The organism is Liquorilactobacillus vini DSM 20605 (genome assembly GCF_000255495.1).
In the GTDB taxonomy this organism is placed as follows: Bacteria; Bacillota; Bacilli; order Lactobacillales; family Lactobacillaceae; genus Liquorilactobacillus; species Liquorilactobacillus vini.
Genome location: NZ_AHYZ01000114.1, coordinates 1 through 20,461 on the forward strand (window position 1 = coordinate 1; position 20,461 = coordinate 20,461).

Here is a 20,461-nt window from a genome sequence, read left to right on the forward strand (position 1 = left end):
GAGCAAATCATTGCTCTTTTTTTTCATTAGTATTAGTATAATTCCAAATACTGTTCGCGTTCCCATTGTGAAACTTCTTGGCGGTAAGCTCCCCATTCAAGTTTCTTACCTTCCACAAAGTTTTGGTACAGATGCGGACCTAATGCTTTAGCAATCACTTCATCCTGTTGTAAAGCTTTAATTGCATTGTGCAAGGTTGATGGCAAATCAACAATTCCATTTGCTTTACGTTCTTCGTCATCCATCCGATAAATATTACGATCAACTGGTTTGGGAGCTTCAAGCTGATTGCGTAATCCGTCTAAACCAGCTTCCAAAATAGCAGCAATTGCCATATATGGGTTAGCAGATGGATCAACACTTCTTAATTCCAAGCGAGTCGATAAACCACGAGCAATCGGCACCCGAACTAACGGCGACCGATTACGACCTGACCAAGCAACATAAACTGGTGCCTCATAACCCGGAACTAAACGCTTATACGAGTTAACAATCGGATTAGTAACCGCCGTAAATCCACGAGCATGTTTCAATAAACCACCTAAAAAGTAGTGCGCCGTTTCAGATAATTGCATATCACCATTTTCATCATAGAAAGCATTACCATCTTTGGTAAAGAGTGACATATTAATATGCATTCCTGAACCATTAATTCGATCAAGTGGCTTCGGCATGAAGGTTGCATGCAAACCATGCTTGCGTGCAACAGTTTTAACAACCAATTTGAAAGTTTGAATGTTATCACACGCTTGCAGGGCATCAGCGTATTTGAAGTCAATTTCATGTTGTCCAGGAGCAACTTCATGGTGCGAAGCTTCGACATCAAAGCCCATATTTTCAAGTTCAAGCACAATATCACGTCGACAATTTTCACCCAAGTCAACTGGTGCTAAATCAAAATAACTACCTTTATCATTTAGGTTCAAAGTTGGTTTACCGGTCTCTGGATCAAGCTTGAACAGGAAGAATTCTGGTTCCGGTCCAATATTGAAATCAGTAAAACCAAGTTTCTTCATTTCATTTAGAACTCGGATCAAATTATTACGTGGATCACCAGCAAATGGTGTTCGATCAGCATTATAAACTTCACAAATGATTCGAGCAATTTTTCCATGCTCGTTACCCCATGGGAAAATCATCCAAGTCGACAAATCCGGATAAAGCCACATATCACTCTCTTCAATTCGAACAAATCCATCAATTGATGAACCATCAAACATCAATTTATTATCAAGCAATTTATCCAATTGACTTACTGGGACCTCAACATTTTTGATCACGCCATATAGATCAGTAAACATTAATCGAAGAAACTTAACATTTTCTTCTTTGACCATGCGACGAATATCGTCTTTTGTGTAGTTAGGCTTTGCCATTGCGAATCGCTCCCTATTATCAAATTTTAGAAGTTTCTGTTATGTTTAAAAGAAAGACTTTGCTTGCTTAAGCCACCGATTGACATGAACTCATCACGTAAGATGCGGCGAACATCAGCATCAGTCAACGGCTTTTGCAACTGTGCCTGTTTTTCCGCTTGTTTTCGCTCTTTTTCTTCATAAATATGCTTAATGCCTGCCATATTGATACCCTCATCAAGGTAATCTTTAATTTCCAGCAAGCGATCAATGTCATTTAATGAATACATCCGACGATTTCCTTCATTTCGTTGTGGTTTAACCAACTCCTGCTCTTCATAGTAACGAATTTGACGCGCAGACAGCTTAGTTAACTTCATAACTGTCCCAATCGGCAAAACAGCTTGCGACCGTCTAAGCTCTTTCTCTTTCATAACAACCCTCCTCTAAACTACGCATTAATCATAGCAAGCAAGTAACTGCTTGTCAACACTCAATGTTAGTTTTTCTTACATGTTTTTATTTTTAAAGAAAGTTTCGGCAATTGCCTTACAAATCGCAACTTTTGCATGCGCATAAGTTAACCCTCCTTGAATATATAATGCATAAGGTGGTCGCATCGGCCCGTCACAAGAAAGTTCAATCGTTGAACCTTCAGTGAAACTACCAGAAGCCATAATTTCTTGGTCCTCATAGCCATCCATTTTACTTGGAACCGGATCGACGAAGGAATTAACTGGCGAATAATGTTGAATAGCACTACAAAATTGAATCATTTTTTTCGGTGAACCCAGAGTAACAGTCTGCACCAGATCTGTTCGCGGTTCATCCCAACATGGAGAGACATCTAGCCCAAGGCTTGCCAACAAAGCACTTGCAAAAATTGTGCCTTTGATTGCTTCACCTGTAACGTGCGGCGCAACGAAAAAGCCTTGATACATATCACGAATCTGGCCAATTGTTGCCCCTTCAGCTTTCCCCGCTCCTGGGACATTCAAACGATTGCCTGCTAATTTGATCAAATCTTTTCTACCAACTAAATAGGCGCCGGTTTTAGCAATTCCACCACCAGCATTTTTATATAAAGATCCTGCCATTAAATCTGCTCCATATTCAGTTGGTTCGTGAATTTCTGAAAATTCACCATAACAATTATCAACAAAGATCACTACATCTGGTCGAATTTGCCGCACAAACTCTATCATTCTTTTCAGCTTAGCAACCGTAAAACTCTTGCGGATTGCATAACCGCGCGAGCGCTGTAGAGCAACCATTTTGATTGCTGGATCCTTAAGCTTTTCTTTGGCACCAGCAAAGTCAACTTCACCATTGTCAAGTAACGGCTGGTAATCAAAACTAATTTGAAAGTCTTTTAAAGCTCCAGGCTCATTGCCAACTAAACCAATTACTTGCTGAATCGTATCGTAAGGCATGCCTGTTAAATAAAATAATTTGTCATTGGGACGCAAAACTGCGAAGAAGGCAGTAGTAATGGCATGAGTACCTGACATCATTTGCGGCTTGACCATGGCATCTTCAGTTTGAAAATACTCAGCATAAATTGCTTCTAACTTACTCCGACCAAGATCATCATATCCATAGCCTGTTGAACCAGCAAAATCTTCCTCGGCCACCCGCTGATTCCTGAAACACTCTAAAACTCGTTCCTGATTGTCTAAAACCTGTTGATCAATTTCTTCAAGCTTTGGCTGAATCAATTGACTTGTTTTTAAAATCTTTTCCTGTAAACTAGCGGGAAAATCTTTCATCCATAAATTCATCTTTCTCTATCCTTTCTGAAGCCATTCTTCAATTTTATTAAAAGCTTGCTCTTCAAAACGCGTGACAGTTGGATCAAGCCAAGTCACTGTCATTTTATTGCGAAACCAAGTTAACTGCCGCTTGGCATAATGACGAGAATTCTTTTTGATTAATTCCTTAGCAGCCGTTAAAGTTGTCTGCCCAGCAAAATATGGGAACAATTCTTTATAACCGATCCCTTTGCCAGCAGGTAAATTAGGCCCCTGGTTATATAACCAACGAGCTTCTGTTAATAGTCCCTGTTGGAACATTAAGTCAACTCGTCGATTTATTCGTTGATAGAGTGCCTGACGATCAAGATTCAAACCTAAAACCAACGGATCAAAATTTGATTGTTTAAAATCATGTTGAGCTGAAAAAAGTTTATTAGTGAGCTGCTGGACTTCCAAGGCTCGAATGATGCGCCTTTGATTTGCCGGTGGAATCTTCTTTGCAGCCAATGGATCGATTTTATTCAATTGTTGCCAAAGAGCATTTTCCCCATGAGTCTGAGCAAAAGCTTCCCACTTTTTTCGTAATTCCGCTTTACCAGCTGATTGAATCCCACCTAAATGAAAATCATCCAATAAAGCTTGTAAATAAAATCCCGTTCCCCCGACAATCATCGGCAGTTTACGCTTTTGCTTGATCAAGTCAATCGTTAGTTGGCACTGATCAATAAAATCTGCTACTGAATAGCTTTGATCAATGTTACATATATCGATTAAATAGTGCTTAATAATTTTTCTCTCGTTCATTGAAACTTTGGCTGTGCCAATATCTAAATTGCGATAGATCTGCATTGAATCGCCAGAAATTATTTCACCATTGAACTTTTTAGCTATTTTCAATGACAAGTCAGTTTTTCCGACTGCTGTTGGCCCAACAATCAATAAGAGCTTAGTGGTAATTATTTTCAACCTCCTCAATGTTAACCTCATTTAACTGGATATTTTCGTTAAATTCATTCATAATAAACTTAAATCAAACCGATTGGAGGAAACTTGTAAATGAACACGTTTAAAAAAGGCTTTATCTTTGGTTTAGCAACTGCAATTGGCACTGTTGCCGGCTGTTTTTATGCTTTCAAAAAAAATGTTGTTGACCCAATTGAAGCCAAAGAAGCCATGGTTGATGATCAAAAAAAACGTGCACTTCATAAAATGCATTCTGCACATCAAGGTTGATTATTTACCAAGTGCACTAAAAAGGCCAGGACAAAATCCGGGCCTTTTTTATTAGTAATTAAAATCAATTTGACTTCTTAACTTTTCCGTCCCAATGCTCAAAACCATCTTTTAAAATGTAAAGTTTTTGATATCCTAGTTTATGCAACTGAACAGCCGCTCTAACACTTAAAGCTTTGCCTTGATCATATAAATAAATCGGCATATCTTTTCTTAAGGACTCACGTAAAATTCTAAATTGACTGAATGGCATATTTCGTGCACCTAAAATATGACCACTATCAAAATTATTTTTTTCACGCAAATCAACGATCTGTGCTTTGTGCATTCCTGCCTTAAAATCATCATTAATCAAAAGCATGGCGACTTTTTTTCCACGCCACCAGATATATAATTGATAAGCCAAAAAGCCTAGAATAATCAGTGCTAATACAATATTTAAAATTACCCAAATCGAAACTGCTGCCAACAAACCTCTAATCACCTCTTCATACTAATCCAACTATTTAAACTTTAAAGCTAACGATGCTGCACCAATCACACCAGCATCATTACCTAACTGTGCCAACTTTAATTTAGTTGTCTGCCGTACAGTTGGAAAAGCATACTGCTGGAAAGTTTGATCGACTTTCTTCAATAAAAACTCTCCCGCTGCACTAACTCCTCCGCCAATGACGATTGCAGACGGATCAAGCAAATTACCAATATTTGCACAGGCTCTGCCAAGATAGGAGCAAACTCGGTCAACGACCATCAAAGCTAATTGATCACCAGTTTTGGCTAAATCGAAAACTGTTTTAGCAGAAACGTCTTCTCCATTATCCAATTGCTGTTTTAACTGTGCCGAGCCTGCATACTCTTCGGCTAAATCATGTGCCACTCGTACAATGCCAGTCGCTGAAGCGTAGGTTTCTAAACAACCATGATTGCCACAAGTACATAAGTATCCCGCTGGTTCAACATTCATATGTCCAATTTCACCAGCAGCTTGTACCCCATGAATCAATTGACCATTACTGATAATTCCACCACCAACACCTGTTCCCAATGTAATGAAAACTACATTAGCATCATTCTCACCAGCGCCCTTCCACTGTTCTCCTAAAGCAGCTACATTAGCATCATTGTCGACTGCAAACGGAATTCCCAGCTTATCTTCAATAACTTCCTTTACGGGCTGTAATGTCTTCCAATTTAAATTATAAGCTCCAATGACCGTGCCCTTTTTTAAGTCTACGGTTCCCGGTGATCCCATTCCAATCCCGGTAAATTGATCTGGTGTCATTTGATAAAGTTTCAAATGATGCTGTAATGAGGCAACAATATCCGGTACAATATGACTGCCATCATCTAAAATATTTGTTGCGACACTCCACTTTTGCTGAATCTCGCCATTATCGGTCAAAATAGCAAATTTGATTGTGGTACCACCCAAGTCAATTCCAATCAACTTTTTATTCAAATTTTTCGCCTCCAAATTTTTCGCCTCCAGATTTTTCTTTTTCACGTTCTTCTTCTAAATGATGTTCACGTGTTAAAACCAGCCGGGCTTTAATAAAAACTTGATCATCGATTGCATGACTTTGATGCAAGTGGTCCAGCTCCAAAGCCATTAATTCTATATCCCACAAACGTTTGCCAACGTAAACATAGATTCCGAACTTTTTTAAAAGCTGCTGTACATCATAAAGTGTTTTCACACAAACATCCTCCACTATTATAAAGGAAAAAAGATATTTTTTAAACTCAACTCATCAAACAATTAAATACTTTCTTTAGTTAACGCTTTCTAAAAATGCAAAAAAAAACAGGAAACTTCCTGTTATTTTGTTTCACGATGCAAAGTTACCTTTTTATCACGTGGACAATATTTCTTCAATTCTAAGCGATCAGGATTATTACGCTTGTTTTTATTCGTCAAATAAGTCCGTTCGTGGCATTCGGTACATTCTAAAGTAATGTTGACCCGCATTTTTGCCCCTCCTTAACACTTCCAAAAATTAAAAAGCCTGACAGCTTCAACGTTCTTAATCATATCATTTTTTGGGTTTAAACGCTAGCTTTTTTATATATTTGTTAAGCAATTTTACTTGACAGGCAATCATTTATTGTTTTCAACTGTCCCCCAAAAAGCAGAGTAGATTGATTTTGGCGTTTCAGTACTAATATGGGTTGAATTACCACTAGCCATTCCTGGAAAAGCTACTGCAATAACTACCTTAGGGTTTTTATATGGAGCATACGTAACAACACTATCCGTTTCTGTTTCAGTTGAGCCATGAAAAGTTTCAGCCGTCCCAGTTTTAGCTGCAACTGCCGGTTTAACATCAGTCAAAACCGTCCCAGTCCGCATTGAACTGGTACCATGAACTACATCCCAAAAACCAGTCTTGACAACATTCCACTGAGCAGAAGTTGCTTCAACAACATTTAAAACATTCGGCTCAAATTCATAAACTGTTCGGCCTAAAGTTCCGTTGCTATTGCTTGATCTAATTGCCTGTAAAATATGTGGCTGCAAACGATAGCCGCCATTGGCAATTGTTGAAATATATTGGGCAAGCTGGAGCGTGGTATATGAATCATAGTTTCCAAAAGATAAGTCAAGTGCTTTACCAATATTTTTCTGATTAGCTGGTCCCTCAAAGCCAGAAGCTTCGCCCGGAATATCGATTCCAGTTTTAACACCCAAGCCAAATTGCTTAAAATATCCCCGCAATTTACTAAAAATCGAAGTTGGCAAATTCAATCCGGCATTTTCACGATATTGAAACCCACCTTCGCGCATAGCCAATTGCATCATATATGAGTTAGAAGAAACCATTAACGCATCTTCAGCCGTCAAAGACATATCTTCTGCACCAGTTTTATTAAACCACGAAGCCTTAGTTGCTGTTCCTTTCAGTTTAATTGGCATATCGGTCATGGTATTATTATCCGGTGTAATTGCGCCATACAATAAACCACCCATAACTGTTGCCCCTTTAACAACCGATCCCATTACAAATGATTGATTAATTGCACCTAAAGCATTTTCAGAAATTTTACCAGTTTCAAGATTCCGACTAACACCTGCTAAAGCATAAATGCCACCGGTGTTTGGATTCATGACGACTGCATAACCTCCAACTAAATACGGATTGCTGCCAGCATTGTTTTTAACTGCCGCTTTAATGATCTTTTGTACCTGCTGTTGAAAATTAGCATTAATCGTTAAAACTAAATTATCACCGCGCTTACCACCATATGTTTTGACTTCTTTAGTTATCTTATTATTTTGCGTTTCCAGCGTAATAATGGATTTGGTGCCTTTTAACACATTTTCATAGCGCGATTCAATATAGCTGGAACCGACACTATCATCTCGTGAATAACCTTCTGCTAGTAAACTATTGATCTGATCACTTGGTAATCCTTGTTTGTGACTGGTAACTGTTCCAATCACACTCTTAACTGATTTGCCATTTGGATAGCTTCTTGACCAACTCGTACCAATTTTGACTCCCGGCAGCTCAGTTAGATTTTCACCAACTCGTGCCATTTCCTGATCCGAAACACCGCTATATTTTAAATAGACTGTTGACAAAGCATAAGCACCATTCATTTTAGAATAAACCAAAGCTGCCTGTTTTTGCTTTGAAGTATAGCCTTGTGTTAGCTTATGTTTTTTGACATAAGCCACTTCTTGACGGTATAGTTCGGAATTACTAAGTTTTCCACTTTGCTTTTTAACTGCTCTTTCAACTTGTTTTAAATGTGCCGGGACCGCTAAGTAATAATCTGCTTTATTCGAAGCAGTCAAACTGGCCGTATTGAAATCAGCAACATTTACCAACCGATTAGCAATTTGATACATCTTCGTCGTTGTAACACTTAATGGTTTAGTATAAGTTATGGCCCGTGAAGCGTTATTAGCGACCAAGACTTTTCCAGTTGAATCATAGATCATTCCACGCTGAACATTTTTAGTTTCAGTTTTAGTGTCAGTACTGTTGATTTCCGCGTCAAATTTATTTTTTTCAGCAATTTGCAAATGTGCTAGCTGAAGAATCAAAGCCGCAAACAGCAAAAAAACAATAAAGAATAGAAAATTTAAACGGAAAGGTATTCGCGATTTAATTCGTTTCTTTTTTTCTTGACTTCTTCTTAAAAATTTCACTGATTCCGACTCCTTAATTAATATTTCTTAGTAAGGTTTTTTTTCAACACTCTTTTATCCTACCATAGACTTTTTGCATTTGTTGATTTTAGACTAAATTTTAATAAAATCTCCATCTTTAATTCTTTAATTCACGTTATAATAGTAAATAACATTGGAAATTCCAAAGGAGTTATTTCATGAAAACTAAAATCAGCAATTTTTTCAAACTCAATTATGCTTTTATTTTAAGCTTCTTTATCCCATTATTTTTGATGAGTTGCTATTTTATCAGCCGACAAATGTATCCTTTTGGCAGTAATAGCTTGCTGACAGTCGATTTGGGCCAGCAATATGTTGATTTTTTTGCTTTTTTTCGCAATACGCTGCTTCATCACCCCTCTAGTTTCTTTTATTCATTTTCCAAGGCCCTCGGTGGTGAAATGCTTGGTGAGTGGGCTTATTATTTGTTAAGTCCATTCAATCTGCTGTTATTGCTATTTCCAGCTAAAAATATTGATGCAGCTATTTTTTTGATCACAATTTTAAAGTACGGCTCTACTGGACTCAGCTTTGCTTGGTTTATCAAAAAAACTCAGATGCTGACTGATCTCAAAGTTATTATGTTAAGTGTCAGCTATGCTTTGATGGGATGGTTTGTTTCCTACCAATTAAATTTGCTTTGGCTGGACGCAGCTATTTTATTACCACTGGTCTGCTATTTTCTTAATCGCTTATTGCTTGACCAAAAACAACGCCTTGGTTTTTCGATCGTCTTGGCTTTGACCTTGATCATCAATTATTATATGGCTTATATGATCTGTATCTTTTTGGCCTTATATTTCTTCTGGCTATCAGTCAGCAACTGGACTGACTTTAAGTCCTTCGTTAGTCGATTATTAAAATTCATCAGTGCTTCAATCTTAGCCGCTGGCTTAGCAGCTGTTATTATTTTACCAACTTTTTATTCACTCTTAAAAAGCAAAGGTCAGTATACTCAACAAGTTATCCATTTTAAATTTGAATATTTTCCATTTAAAATGCTGGCTAAATTAGTCATTGGTACTTTTAATTTTCAACAAATGCCCAGTGGCTTGCCAAATATTTTTCTGGGATCACTGGGACTAATTGGCTTTATTGCTTATTTTGGAGTTAAGCAAATCGCTGGCCGGGAAAAAGTTGCCGCCCTGTTGATCTCAGCCTTTCTATTCTTATCACTTTGCTTTGAACCGCTCGATCTTTTCTGGCACGGTATGCAATTTCCAGTTTGGTATCCTTACCGTTTTTCTTTTATTGTGACCTTTTGGATGTTGCTGCTGGCGGGACGGGCTCTAACAAAACTGACCTGGCCGTGCTGGGGTCCAGCTAGCAGCAGCTTAATAATTTACGCCGCAATTTTAGGTTATACTTATTTGAATCGCCATCAATTTTCCTTTGTGACAACTAAAAATCTTTGGTTAAGTTGTTTTTTTGCGACGATTATTTGGCTTTTATTATTCATTCACTGGCACTCAGTTAACTTCATTAAGTGGCTGCTGCTTTTGGCGGCAGTTGTTGCCGAAGTAACAATTAATGCCTATTTTTCACTTAATAATCTTAGCTATTTAAGTCAAAAGGAATACCAACAACCAACAAATTCTTTGGCAGCTGATGCTAAAAAACTTAAGCAGCTTGATCACGGATTCTATCGCACCGGACAAGTCTATAGTCGAACCAAAAATGACGGGATTGCTCATGATTTATATGCTGGTTCCTATTTCAGCTCGGCCATGGAAAAAAGCATTCCTGATTTTTATGGTCAACTTGGTGACCCTGATGGTGATAATTACGTTACTTATTCAAATGGCACTTTAATTTCAGATGCCTTGCTAGGTATGAAATACTTCATTGCACCTAAACAACTGGGACAAACCAATAATGGTCAGCCTTTAAATCAGTTAACCGAAAAACCTGATTTAAAAACCTATCAAAAAGTTGGTTCAACCAAATTAACCGAGATTTATCGCAATTCAAATAGCTTGCCATTTGCTTATTTGGCAAATCAACAGCTTTTGCAATTCAAAAATTATTACGATGATCCAATTAATTTTCAGACACAGTGGTTAGCACAAGCAACTGGTCATTTGTCAGATCAATATTTTGTTCCACAAAACTTTAATGAAGTCGTCTTTCAAAATGTTAATCAACAATTAAAACTCACAGACGCTGTTTTCAAGCGAAAGAATCTTGGTAAGGTTTCGCAAATTATTTTTAAATTCACACCAACGACTAATGACTCATATTATTTGACGCTGGGAGCTTCCTTGGATTCTGACAATGCAACATTTTATTTAAACAATCAGCCATTAAGCCAATATGAAACTTTTCGCCATACAGTGGTCGTTAACTTAGCCAATCATGCCAAAGGACAAGAGATAGTATTAACCGTTAAATTCAAAAAGCCGTCACTTTGGTTGAATCACTTTGTACTTTATCGGATGAAAAATCAATTAGTTGAAAAAAGGATCCGCCAGCTCAAAAGTCAACAGCCACAGGTTAAAAAGTTGTCCGAACGCAGTTTAACAATTAACTTTAAATCAACTAAACAAAAACAGTTAGTCGCGACTACTATCCCATATGCCCAAGGTTGGCAAGCAAAAATTAATGGCCAAAAAACATCCTTGAAAAAGATTCAGGGAATGTTCATTGGCATCATGACTCATGGCAAAGGTCGGCAACGGATTACCTTAATTTATCAGCCACCTTATCTAATGTTGGGCTTAATTATTACTTTAATTTCTCTTGGCTGTTGCCTAATCGTAACCTGGCTTTGGCAGCCAGTAAAAAGGCGCAATCGTTAATCAGCAATGACCGAGCTGAAATGTTCAACATCTTTGGTTTTGCCAACAACCAACAGACTGTCATCAAATTGCAGTTCTTGAGCCGCTTGTGGTGAAATAATAATTTCATCTTGCCGTTTAACTGCAATGACATTTAAACGATAGCGATTGCGAAAGTTTAGTTCGACCAAAGTTTGGCCAACCAGCTTTTGATTAGAAACTTTGATTTCAGCAATTAAAACATTTGGTGATAGATCCAAATAATCCAGCATATTTTGCGACAATAAACTTTTACCGATTCTGATACCCATTTCTTTTTCAGGATGAACGACCTTGTCGACACCTAATTTTTTTAAAACTTTAGCATGATATTTATTTTGCGCCTTGGCAGTCACATGTTTGACACCTAGTTCCTTGACCATTAATGTTACTAAAATACTAGCTTGAATGTCTTCACCAATTGCAATGATTACATGATCAAAATTTCTAATACCAATCGATTTTAAAGTATTCTCATCCTGGGCATCACCAATTATTGCTTGCGTAGCAATTTCTTTATAGTTATTGATTCGAGCTTCACTTTTATCAAGGACAAGGACTTCGGCTCCACCTTGTACTAAAGTTTCACAAACGCTGCCGCCAAAACGTCCCAATCCAATGATGGCAAATGTTTCTTTCGTCAAACAGATCCTTCTTTCTCAAATTACAGCGGAGGCTGGAAAAAATTTTTTCCAGCCTCCATTTGTTATCTAAAAATTTATCTCACCTTTAAAAATGCATCAAAGTCAATACATCATAATCCTTGATTCTCTCACGCCCTTTTAAGGCATCTAATTCAATAATAAAAGCGCAGCCAACCACAATTCCACCTAGCTGCTTAACCAAATCAATCGTCGCGCTAATCGTTCCACCAGTTGCCAAAAGATCATCGGTTACCAAAACACGCTGCCCAGGTTTAACTGCATCACGATGAAGATACAATTCTGAAGTTCCGTATTCTAACTGATAGGTAGCCTTAACTGTCTCTCGTGGCAATTTGCCTTTTTTCCTGGCAGGCGCAAAACCAACCCCCAGTTCATATGCGACCGGACAACCGACAATAAAGCCACGCGCTTCAGGCCCAACAATCATTTCAACATTCTTATCCTTAGCAAACTGAACAATTTGATCGGTTGCCTGACGATAAGCAGTACCATCTGCCATTAATGGGGAAAGGTCACGAAAAATAATTCCCTTCTCAGGAAAATCAGGAATACTTGCCACATATTTTGTTAAATCTACTGCCATTATAAACGCTCCTTTAATCAATTAGAAACTGGATGATCCATTTTTTTAAGTCAGCTGTTTTGCTATCGTTTAGAATCTTTTGAGTCTTAATCTGCCTAATTCTCGAACGATAACTGGCCGTTTGAGTTAAATCAACCTTTTTTTGGCTTAAGTTCCCGGTCATCAGTCCATTCTTTATTTTAACAAATCCAGCTTCAAAAAACAGCTGTATTGTAAAAATCAATGTTTCTTTATTAATTTGCAGATATTCAGCTAACTTCATTAAGTCATTTTTTAAATTTATCTGCTGATGACTAACTGCAAATCGATAAACTTTTGCCAAATCTTTGCGCGAAGGTAATGGCCGTCGCAAATCAATAGAAGGCAAAAATATCAAATCAAGCAGTTGCGGCTGAATAGCTTTTAAAAGCTTCTCCAATTCGGCTAAAGAATCTGGACAATCAACCAAAACTAAATGATTTTGGTTTAAAGTTTGGTCAAGCCGTTGTGTCCCAACGATTGCTTGCGCCTTTTTTGGCAATATTTTTTTCAGTTTTAGAAAATGCTTTTCTTTGAAGAAAAAATAAACTCCTGTTTTTTTCAAACTTGCTTTCTTGTCTTTGACTGAGCGTAAATCACAAACTACTGGCCTTTTAGCCTTAAGATCATCAACAATAACTTGAACTTGTGATTGATCATGCCAATGATTAAGTGTCAAGTGACCCACAAAATCAAAAGCCAGTGGATCTTGAGTCAGATATTTACCTTCATTGCCGACAAAAAAATCAATTGCACTAACTTTTTTTTGACCATCAGTTATTTTAAATTGTAAATGGTTTTTTTGTTTACCAATCAAGCGAGCATCGGTGAGCTGATAATCTCTAAAAGCAAAAATTGGCTGCGGATTGCCATTGCCAAAAGGTTTAAGCCGTTTTAATTGATCAAATAAACTTAAATCTACCTGATCAACTGACAGAGCCGCTGCTAGTTGAAGTTTTTCACGCTCAGCTGTTCTTAAACCTTGCTGATCAGCCGCTTGATTTAAAACTTTCTGCAACTGAGCCAGCTTCGTAATGGGCAAAGTTAAACCACACGCTTGCTGATGTCCCCCAAAGGCCGTTAACAAGTCACGTTTTGGATTCAAAGCTTTAAACAAGTCAAAAGCGGCAACTGATCGGCCTGAGCCCTTAGCCAGTTGTGTTGATTGATTTAAATTGAATACCAGACTAGGTTTGCCAGTCTTTTCGACTAAGCGACTCGCGATGATGCCTAAAAGACCAACTGGCCAATCGGGCGCCGCAACTAAATTAACCAAATTCTCAGCTTGCGTTGATAATTGCTCTAAAGCAGCTTTAGTCATTTTTTCAGCTAACTTTTGCCGCTGTTCGTTGAGTTCTTCAACTTTTTCAGCCAACTCATCAGCTCTTTGTTCATCAAAGGTCGTTAGCAATTCAACGCCATCGGTTGCTTTAGCCAGCCTGCCTAGTGAATTTAACCGTGGTGCAAAGCTAAAAGCGACCGTTTCCTCATCCGCTTGACTAAGCTTCACTCCAGCTCTTTTAGCTAAGGCAGTTAACCCCACTCGCTGCGTCTGCTGCAAAACTTGCAAGCCAAACTTGACCAAAGCTCGGTTCTCACCAGTCAATTTCATCACATCAGCAATCGTTCCCAACGCTACTAGATCCAGCATTTCTTGTGGTATTTCTTGCAATAGGCCACAGACAACTTTAAATGCTACCCCAACTCCCGCTAAATCTGGACAAGAATAATTATTGTCTGGAAAAGCTGGGTGAACAATTGCATAAGCTGGCGGCATTTTTTCTCCAAACGAATGGTGATCCGTCACAATCACATCAACACCTTGTTGTTGAGCATATTCAATTGCCTTAAAACCAGCAACTCCGTTATCAACTGTCACAATCAGTTGTGTTTGATTAGCAATCAACTGCTGATAACGTTTCAAATTTGGGCCATACCCATCAATTATCCGATCTGGCACATAATAATTAACTTTGGCCCCTAATTGTTCCAGTGCTTCATACATAACTGAAGTAGCCGTGATGCCATCTACATCGTAATCACCATAAACCACAATCCGTTCTTGTTCAGCGATCGCCTGTTGCAGGCGATCAACGGCCTTTTTTAAATCATGCAGCTTAAATGGATCATCAATTTGAGCAACTGTTGGCTTTAAAAAAGCTGTCGCTGCTGTTTTGGTTTTTATCCCACGTTCAATCAACAACTTTGCCAACAATTCACTGATTGACAATTCATGGGCGAGAGCTTTAACTTGACCACCCTTGAGTTCAGCAATTGGCTGCCACAAATACTTTGCTTCCAACAATTATAAAAACTCCTTATTTTTTAGCAATCTGACTTTTTAATGCATTGATCTTTTTTTGATAGCTCTTCTGTTGCTGACTCAATTTTTCATCATATTTCTGTTTGATTTTTTCTTCAATTTGATCATGATCTTGAGACAAATCCTTGATTTGCCTCTTCAACTGATAAATAGAAACAGTTGATAATAAGGCTGCAATCAAGGCTCCTAGCAGGACTGAAACGATCAATACAATTATTAAGGGAAATGCTGGTTGCCAAAAAATCAAATGTAAAACAATTTTTTGCATATTTAACAAGGCAAAAACGGCTACTAAAAGAATTAATACTATCGCACTTAATAAACGTCCCTGATTTTTCATTAAATCAACTCCCCTTATTTTTGATTAAAAATTCCGCCAGCCAAAAAATCTCCAGCTGTTGGAAAAAGATTATAAAAATGATAGGCCCATTTAAAAACAACGGGTGTATTGATTTCTCGACGACGAGTGCCGACTGCGGCAACAATTTTCTCAGCTAATTTATCTGATTCGAGAGCTAACCAGCCAATATGGTCTAAATAATGGCCCGTTTGATCGGCAATTGCAAAAAAGTCAGTTTTAATTGGTCCAGGATTGACCGTTAAAACTGAAATACCAAATGGCTTCAATTCTAACCGCAACGCGTTTGAAAAACCGATCACCGCCGATTTAGTAGCTGAATAAACCGTTGATTTTGGTGTTGCAATTTTGCCAGCAATCGATGCAATATTAACAATTGCCCCAGTTTTTCGCGCAGCCATTTTTAAACCAACAAATTGGGTAAAATACATCAAACCCAAAACATTAACCCGGAACATCTTTTCAGCTATTGACATTTTAAAGTGCAAAAAATTCTCCATCGCGCCAAAACCAGCATCATTCACCAAAACTGCAATTGGTCCAAGTTTTGTCTCGACTTGAACAACAGCCTGCTCGATTTCCTCAGGATTGCTAACATCGACTTGTAACGGTAATGAGAGTCTTCCTGACAGGGCTTGGCAACGCTGACTGACTTGCTGCAAACGTTCAATTCGCCGAGCACAAACAACGACAATCGCACCTTTTCGCGCTAACTGATAAGCAATCTGTTCGCCTAGTCCAGAAGAAGCACCAGTGACGACGGCAATTTGATTACGTAAATCTCTTAGTTGATGAAAACCCTTTTGATTCATTTTATTTGTCCTACCTTTCTCGTTGGAAAAGGAATCACATAACAATCAAAGTCCTTGACAACCTTCGTATTCTTAAAAATCTGACTGGCATCTTTTTCTAATTGAAAAACTTGTATCCCAATATAGCGAGCTGAAATATGCGTTAATAACAGTTGATCAACATGTGCTCGCTTAGCAACTTTAGCAGCTTGTAAACAAGTTGAATGGTAATAATTTCGAGCTAATTTTGCTTCTCCTTTGCCAAAAGTACTTTCATGAACTAAAACGTTAGCATTTTCAGCCAATTGATCAATTGCAGCCGTCTGGCGGGTATCACCTAAAATCGTGATGACTCTTCCTTGACGTGGACTGCCTAGATAATTATGACCATCAACCCGTCGCCCATCAGGCAAAACTACAACTTTGCCAGCTTTCAATTGCCCGTAAAGCGGACCACTTGGAATCTTATCAGCCTTTAACTTATCAACCAACAATTCTCCTGGATAATCTTTTTCAACAATCCGATAACCAAAACATTCAATTCGGTGATCTAAATGAGCTGCGTAAACTTTAAAGCGTGAATTCTCGTAAATCAATCCGTCATGTTCAATTTCAATAAATTTAATTGGGTAACTTAATTTGGTTTGGGAAACTCTTAAACTGACTTTCACAAAATCAATGATCCCCCTAGGTCCAAAGATCAGCAATGGCTCATTTTGATCCGCTCCCTGAAATGAACGACTGCTTAAAAAGCCCGGCAATCCAAACAAATGATCACCATGTAAATGAGTTATAAAAATTTTAGTAATCTTACGTGGCTTGATCGTTGTCCGCAAAATCTGATGCTGAGTTCCTTCGCCAACATCAAATAGCCAGATTTCATTGATTTCTTCCAACAACTTAAGCGCTAAACTCGAGACATTTCTTGACTTGGCCGGCGAACCAGCACTGGTACCTAAAAATTCTAACTCCATAATAAATTCCCATCTATTTAAAATTCCTAACTAAATTCATTTTATCATCAAAAGCATTAAAATAAAAAAACATTTGGTGATCAGAATAAAATAGTCAGCGCCAAATCAACGCTAACTATTTTTCAAGATTTGCTCAGCAAGGTAACTGCTATAATACTTCAAGCCGTATTGATTGGGGTGAACATTATCACTGTAAAACCAATCTGTATGGCCCTGACTATAATCATACCAATCTATAATGCGGAGATTTCGGTAACGACTGGTTGCTTGTTTCAAGGCTTGATTTACTTGGCCTTGCCAGCGCCTAGTTGGTACATGGGTATTGACCCAAAAGACTTGACGTCGACCGATTATCTGCATAATTTGTTGCAACTGGTCAGAAGTAAACGGTCCGTTAGTGCCTAAGCTCAATAAGACAATTGGTGCCAATTTGTGTTGCTGAGCTAAACTTTGCAAAACACCAATCGCATCTTTGGCCTGACGACCAACCTTAGCATCAATATACATTTGTGGAAAGATTCTTTGTAAATCCACTGAGCCGTCTGCTAAAACTGAATCACCGACCGCCGTAATTTGCAATTTGCCAGCTGTTGTCAATTGATTGGCAGATAACGAACTATCCGTTGTTATTTTAGTAACCGAACTGCTTGAGCTGCTTGTTGCAGCAGAACTGGAACTTTTTTCAGTTGTTTGCTGCGCAGCAACCTGTTTATTATGTTTTTTAATGGCTTTTTCATTATCACTAATCTTAGTTTGCAAAGGATTAGTCGGTTGCTTGGTTTGTGCTGCCTGACTACTAAAGGAACCTGCTAAAGCAGTTACGAAAACAACTGCCATTAGCACAAAAGCACTTTTTTTTACTCGATGTTTTAAGTTAAGCGAAAAAATCTCCCGCAGCACGCGTTTAGTTTGATGAAAGTCAAAATGCTGCAATGGCCGTTCCAAATATTTATATGAAAGATGACTGATCAATAAAATCAGTGCAATTTCAATCACTGCATGGATCCAAGGATGGTTAGCAATGTTTTGAACCTTAGCTTCATAAAAAATCATTACCGGATATTGATATAAATAAATCCCATAACTTCTTTTACCAATCCAAGAAAAAACGCGATTACTTAAAATCCAGTTCATATCTGATCCAGGATGAGCAACTGTTGCAACCAAAATTACTGATAACAACGAAAAGAAAAACATTCCCCCACGATAGGTTAAGTCACTCTCTCCAGAAAGTTGGAAAAACATTAAAATTATTAATGCTAAAGCTGATAAACCAGCCAAATTCAAAAAGGTTCTGGCTGAAAGCGGCAATTCTTTTTTTAAGATTGCACTTGGCCACACAAAAGACAAACCTGCACCCAACAAAATTGAAAACATACGAGTATCAGTACCAAAGTATATCCGACTAGGATCTTCTCCCGGGACAAATAATAAAGCCATCGCTAAAGCTGAAAAGAATGCCGCAATAAAAATCACATCAAAAATTGGCAGACGCCGCCGCAAAAATTTCCAAAGCATAATAATAATAAACGGCCACACAAAATAAAACTGACCCTCGATCGATAATGACCAAAGATGGGTAAAAGGCGACTGATTGCTAAAACGATCAAAATAAGACTGGCCTTGATGAATCTGAAACCAGTTGTAAACATAACAGAAATTAGTGATCATTGTAGTCCGTAAACTGATCAATAAATTACGTTGAAAAACGGTTATATACGCTGCTGTTGCAATGACCATCGTAACTAATCCCGGATAAAGCCGCCGAATTCGCCGCTGATAAAAAGCCCAAATGTTAATTTGTCCATTTTGCTCTAATTCCTGATTTAGTAAATCAGTTATCAAGTAGCCTGATAAAACAAAAAAAATGGAAACTCCTAAATAGCCGCCCTGAATGTTATATGGCATTAAATGATAGAGAATAACCGCGATTACTGCAATCGTTCGAATTCCATCAAATCCCGTAATATACCGATGCTTTTTTAATCTTTGACTCATTTTTTAAAACCCCAAATATTAATCAACAAACTCAAAAGTAAAGTCTTTAATTTTAACTAGATCGCCATTTTTCGCTCCACGTTGCCGTAAAGCCTCATCAACACCCATTCCACGTAGCTGCCGAGCAAAACGCATCACACTTTCGTCATGCTCAAAATTTGTCATTTCAAATAATTTTTCTAGTTTGGCTCCTGTCAAAATCCAAGTCGCACTGGCATCACGTTTAATTATAAAGGCCGGTTGCGCGGCTTTGAAATTAACTTGCAAATCATTGGCTTTCGCTTGTTCTGCTAAAGTTGGAAAGGCCGCTGTTCTTTCAACTAAATCAGCTGTCAGATTCAATAACCTCTCCAATCCTTGGTGTGTAACGGCAGAAATTGCCACAATTTCTGGCTGTTTCTGCTCATTTTGTAATTTTGACTTAAAAATTTCTAAGTTTTTTGTTGCATCTGGAAGATCCATTTTACTGGCAACAACAATTTGCGGCCGTTTTAATAAAGCTTGATCATAAGCTGCTAATTCATGATTGATTTTTTGATAATCACTAAACGCATCACGTCCATCAGTTTCACTCATATCAATGACATGCAATAGGACTCTGGTCCGTTCAATGTGGCGCAAGAAACTAATTCCTAAGCCAATCCCTTGTGACGCTCCTTCAATCAAGCCTGGCAAATCAGCCATGGCAAAATCCCGCCCATCTGCCAACTGGACCATTCCTAAATTGGGCGTCAAAGTCGTAAACTGGTAGGCAGCAATTTTAGGTTTAGCACTGGTAACCGTTGCTAACAAGGTTGACTTACCGACTGAAGGAAAACCGATCAAGCCCACATCAGCTAAAACTTTCAACTCCAGCTGAAGCGTTCGTTCAACACCCGGTTCACCATTTTCAGCAATTTCTGGAGCAGGATTTTTAGGACTCGCGAAATGAATGTTACCATGGCCGCCGCGACCACCTTCTGCAACAACTAACTCTTGGTTTTCAGTCGTCAAATCTCCTAAGATCTCATGAGTCTGTGCATCACTGACCGTTGTCCCCAGTGGAACTTTTAAAACTAAATTTTCGGCTTTGCGGCCATACATTCCCTTGATCATTCCCTTACCGCCGCTGGCAGCTTTAAAATGTCGATGGTAACGGTAATCTGTTAAAGTTCGCATGCCACTAACTGCTTTCAAAATAATACTACCACCGTGACCGCCATCTCCTCCAGCTGGCCCACCATTAGGAACAAATTTTTCTCGACGAAAAGCAACCATGCCATCTCCACCCTTGCCAGCTTTGATAAAAATTCTGGCTTGATCAACAAACATCCCAACGCCTCCTTTTTTTGCGTATTTATTTATAGAGAGTAAAACTACCAAGCCTCACTATAACAGGTTTTAGAAAAACGGTCAAAACTAAACAAGTTAAAG

At 38.3% G+C, this 20,461-nt stretch carries 19 protein-coding genes; 2 read left to right on the forward strand and 17 right to left on the reverse strand.

The window, feature by feature from the left end; all coding sequences use genetic code 11:
* Positions 1–32: 32 nt before the first annotated feature.
* The 4 genes from glnA to miaA form a co-directional block, all read right to left on the reverse strand.
* Positions 33–1,376 (reverse strand): type I glutamate--ammonia ligase, encoded by a 1,344-nt coding sequence (glnA, locus tag ON15_RS06905; protein ID WP_010580759.1) that lies wholly within the window; start codon positions 1,374–1,376, stop codon positions 33–35.
* A 26-nt stretch (positions 1,377–1,402) separates the two neighbouring features.
* Positions 1,403–1,789 (reverse strand): MerR family transcriptional regulator, encoded by a 387-nt coding sequence (locus ON15_RS06910; protein ID WP_010580760.1) that lies wholly within the window; start codon positions 1,787–1,789, stop codon positions 1,403–1,405.
* 75 nt (positions 1,790–1,864) lie between these two features.
* Positions 1,865–3,136, reverse strand: a complete 1,272-nt coding sequence (locus ON15_RS06915; RefSeq protein WP_010580761.1) for a methionine gamma-lyase family protein — start codon at positions 3,134–3,136, stop codon at positions 1,865–1,867.
* A 6-nt stretch (positions 3,137–3,142) separates the two neighbouring features.
* Positions 3,143–4,066: a tRNA (adenosine(37)-N6)-dimethylallyltransferase MiaA gene (miaA, locus tag ON15_RS06920; protein ID WP_026049529.1), complete on the reverse strand. Its 924-nt coding sequence runs from the start codon at positions 4,064–4,066 to the stop codon at positions 3,143–3,145.
* Between the two features lie 99 nt (positions 4,067–4,165).
* Between miaA and ON15_RS11475 the strand changes: the two genes are divergently transcribed.
* Positions 4,166–4,342, forward strand: a complete 177-nt coding sequence (locus ON15_RS11475; RefSeq protein WP_010580763.1) for a DUF3042 family protein — start codon at positions 4,166–4,168, stop codon at positions 4,340–4,342.
* A 64-nt stretch (positions 4,343–4,406) separates the two neighbouring features.
* Here the strand turns inward: ON15_RS11475 and ON15_RS06925 are convergent, their stop codons facing one another.
* The 5 genes from ON15_RS06925 to ON15_RS06945 all read right to left on the reverse strand — a co-directional run bounded on the left by ON15_RS06925 (position 4,407) and on the right by ON15_RS06945 (position 8,501).
* Entirely contained in the window at positions 4,407–4,814 is a 408-nt protein-coding gene (locus tag ON15_RS06925) for a rhodanese-like domain-containing protein (protein WP_010580764.1), read from the reverse strand.
* Positions 4,815–4,844: 30 nt separating this feature from the next.
* On the reverse strand, positions 4,845–5,804 hold the full coding sequence (locus tag ON15_RS06930; RefSeq protein WP_010580765.1) for an ROK family glucokinase: 960 nt from the start codon (positions 5,802–5,804) through the stop codon (positions 4,845–4,847).
* Complete coding sequence (locus ON15_RS06935; protein ID WP_010580766.1) at positions 5,797–6,042, reverse strand: YqgQ family protein; 246 nt, start codon at positions 6,040–6,042, stop codon at positions 5,797–5,799. Before ON15_RS06935 ends, ON15_RS06930 begins: the two co-directional genes overlap by 8 nt.
* Before the next feature lie 122 nt (positions 6,043–6,164).
* On the reverse strand, positions 6,165–6,314 hold the full coding sequence (gene rpmG, locus ON15_RS06940) for a 50S ribosomal protein L33 (protein WP_010580767.1): 150 nt from the start codon (positions 6,312–6,314) through the stop codon (positions 6,165–6,167).
* A gap of 129 nt (positions 6,315–6,443) precedes the next feature.
* Positions 6,444–8,501: a peptidoglycan D,D-transpeptidase FtsI family protein gene (locus tag ON15_RS06945; RefSeq protein ID WP_010580768.1), complete on the reverse strand. Its 2,058-nt coding sequence runs from the start codon at positions 8,499–8,501 to the stop codon at positions 6,444–6,446.
* Positions 8,502–8,680: 179 nt separating this feature from the next.
* Between ON15_RS06945 and ON15_RS06950 the strand changes: the two genes are divergently transcribed.
* Entirely contained in the window at positions 8,681–11,320 is a 2,640-nt protein-coding gene (locus tag ON15_RS06950; protein WP_010580769.1) for a YfhO family protein, read from the forward strand.
* Here ON15_RS06950 and ON15_RS06955 read toward each other — a convergent pair.
* From ON15_RS06955 to obgE, 8 genes are all read right to left on the reverse strand, one after another.
* Positions 11,317–11,982, reverse strand: a complete 666-nt coding sequence (locus tag ON15_RS06955; protein WP_010580770.1) for a potassium channel family protein — start codon at positions 11,980–11,982, stop codon at positions 11,317–11,319. The two genes, ON15_RS06950 and ON15_RS06955, sit on opposite strands and share 4 nt — an antisense overlap.
* Before the next feature lie 85 nt (positions 11,983–12,067).
* A complete protein-coding gene (locus ON15_RS06960; RefSeq protein ID WP_010580771.1) occupies positions 12,068–12,586 on the reverse strand; it encodes an adenine phosphoribosyltransferase in 519 nt (172 codons plus the stop codon).
* A gap of 13 nt (positions 12,587–12,599) precedes the next feature.
* The gene (gene recJ, locus ON15_RS06965) at positions 12,600–14,909 is read right to left on the reverse strand and encodes a single-stranded-DNA-specific exonuclease RecJ (protein WP_010580772.1); all 2,310 of its coding nucleotides are present in this window, start codon (positions 14,907–14,909) and stop codon (positions 12,600–12,602) included.
* A 13-nt stretch (positions 14,910–14,922) separates the two neighbouring features.
* On the reverse strand, positions 14,923–15,267 hold the full coding sequence (locus ON15_RS06970) for a LapA family protein (RefSeq protein WP_010580773.1): 345 nt from the start codon (positions 15,265–15,267) through the stop codon (positions 14,923–14,925).
* Between the two features lie 14 nt (positions 15,268–15,281).
* Positions 15,282–16,097: an SDR family NAD(P)-dependent oxidoreductase gene (locus ON15_RS06975; RefSeq protein WP_010580774.1), complete on the reverse strand. Its 816-nt coding sequence runs from the start codon at positions 16,095–16,097 to the stop codon at positions 15,282–15,284.
* Positions 16,094–17,050: a ribonuclease Z gene (rnz, locus tag ON15_RS06980; protein ID WP_010580775.1), complete on the reverse strand. Its 957-nt coding sequence runs from the start codon at positions 17,048–17,050 to the stop codon at positions 16,094–16,096. Before rnz ends, ON15_RS06975 begins: the two co-directional genes overlap by 4 nt.
* A 111-nt stretch (positions 17,051–17,161) precedes the next feature.
* Positions 17,162–19,048 carry an acyltransferase family protein gene (locus tag ON15_RS06985; RefSeq protein ID WP_010580776.1) on the reverse strand — a complete coding sequence of 629 codons (1,887 nt, stop codon included), beginning with the start codon at positions 19,046–19,048 and terminating at the stop codon, positions 17,162–17,164.
* 18 nt (positions 19,049–19,066) lie between these two features.
* Positions 19,067–20,359, reverse strand: coding sequence for a GTPase ObgE (gene obgE / locus ON15_RS06990; RefSeq protein ID WP_010580777.1), 1,293 nt, complete (start codon positions 20,357–20,359; stop codon positions 19,067–19,069).
* Between the last annotated feature and the right edge of the window lie 102 nt (positions 20,360–20,461).

Coding starts and splice junctions, on each gene's coding strand:
- rnz (WP_010580775.1), bottom strand. CDS start 17,050: ATGGAGTTAGAATTTTTAGGTACCAGTGCTGGTTCGCCGGCCAAGTCA.
- ON15_RS06975 (WP_010580774.1), bottom strand. CDS start 16,097: ATGAATCAAAAGGGTTTTCATCAACTAAGAGATTTACGTAATCAAATT.
- ON15_RS06910 (WP_010580760.1), bottom strand. CDS start 1,789: ATGAAAGAGAAAGAGCTTAGACGGTCGCAAGCTGTTTTGCCGATTGGG.
- ON15_RS06985 (WP_010580776.1), bottom strand. CDS start 19,048: ATGAGTCAAAGATTAAAAAAGCATCGGTATATTACGGGATTTGATGGA.
- ON15_RS06960 (WP_010580771.1), bottom strand. CDS start 12,586: ATGGCAGTAGATTTAACAAAATATGTGGCAAGTATTCCTGATTTTCCT.
- glnA (WP_010580759.1), bottom strand. CDS start 1,376: ATGGCAAAGCCTAACTACACAAAAGACGATATTCGTCGCATGGTCAAA.
- obgE (WP_010580777.1), bottom strand. CDS start 20,359: ATGTTTGTTGATCAAGCCAGAATTTTTATCAAAGCTGGCAAGGGTGGA.
- ON15_RS11475 (WP_010580763.1), top strand. CDS start 4,166: ATGAACACGTTTAAAAAAGGCTTTATCTTTGGTTTAGCAACTGCAATT.
- ON15_RS06950 (WP_010580769.1), top strand. CDS start 8,681: ATGAAAACTAAAATCAGCAATTTTTTCAAACTCAATTATGCTTTTATT.
- rpmG (WP_010580767.1), bottom strand. CDS start 6,314: ATGCGGGTCAACATTACTTTAGAATGTACCGAATGCCACGAACGGACT.
- ON15_RS06915 (WP_010580761.1), bottom strand. CDS start 3,136: ATGAATTTATGGATGAAAGATTTTCCCGCTAGTTTACAGGAAAAGATT.
- ON15_RS06970 (WP_010580773.1), bottom strand. CDS start 15,267: ATGAAAAATCAGGGACGTTTATTAAGTGCGATAGTATTAATTCTTTTA.